Origin of the sequence: Streptomyces sp. NPDC050856 (assembly GCF_040653855.1) — a bacterium.
GTDB lineage: Bacteria > Actinomycetota > Actinomycetes > Streptomycetales > Streptomycetaceae > Streptomyces.
The window spans coordinates 1-1,069 of record NZ_JBFAGV010000076.1 but is presented as its reverse complement, the minus strand read 5'-3'; the positions used below and the strand labels follow the sequence as shown (position 1 = coordinate 1,069).

Genomic DNA, 1,069 nt, shown 5'->3' with positions numbered 1-1,069 from the left:
TCCGACAGGATCAACTCGGCCTTTGGCCGCCCAGTACGTCCCACAGGCCAAGCTTATACATCTGAACAGAACTCCTGACTCAGAAGACTAGGCCGTGTCCGTAAAGTCGATGGCTCATTGCTCCGTTCGTGGTGCGTCGACATGAACTGACGGATGAGTCGTGGGCGTTGATCGCTCCGTTGCTGGCGCCGGGTCGGATGGGCAGGCCGGTGCGGGACCGGCGCCAGGTCGTGAACGGGATCTTGTGGAAGTTGTCCACCGGTGCCGCCTGGAGAGACCTGCCAGAGCGTTACGGGCCGTGGAAGACGGTCTACGAACGCTTCCGGCACTGGTCCGCCGACGGCACCTGGGACCGGCTGCTGGCCCATGTCCAGCAGCACTCCGACGCCGTCGGGCAGGTCGACTGGACGATCGTCTGCGTGGACTCGACCACGGTCCGGGCGCATCAGCACGCGGCCGGGGCCCGAAAAGGGGGACCTGGGAAGGCGAGGCCCTCGGCCGGTCGCGCGGCGGGCTGACCAGCAAGATCCACCTCGCCTGTGACGGCCGGGGCCGCCCGCTCGCGTTCACCGTGACCGGCGGGAACGTCAACGACTGCACCCAGTTCGAAGCGGTCATGAACCGGATCAAGGTCGCCCGGCCGGGGCCGGGCAGGCCCCGGACCCGGCCCGACCGCGTGGTCGCGGACAAGGGCTACTCGGCCCGCAAGATCCGCGCCTACCTCCGGCGCCGAGGGATCGCCGTGACGATCCCGGAGCGGATCGACCAGATCAACGGACGCATCCGCCGCGGCGAAACACTCTGCCGCCTCGACCGCACCGCCTACCGGCGTCGCAACGTCATCGAACGCTGCTTCAGCCGGCTCAAACAGAACCGGGCCCTGGCCACCCGCTACGACAAACGAGCACGCCACTACCAAGCCATGGTCCCCCTCGCCTGCCTCCGCCTCTGGCTCCACGACTTTCCGGACCCCCCCTAGTCTTCTGAGTCAGGAGTTCTGTTCAGATGTATAAGCTTGGCCTGTGGGACGTACTGGGCGGCCAAAGGCCGAGTTGATCCTGTCGGATGA

1 pseudogene is annotated in these 1,069 nt (G+C 66.8%); it reads left to right on the top strand.

From position 1 onward, the window contains the following. Nucleotides 1–131 precede the first annotated feature (131 nt). Nucleotides 132–979: pseudogene (locus AB0H53_RS29110) on the top strand (IS5 family transposase). Nucleotides 980–1,069 lie beyond the last annotated feature (90 nt).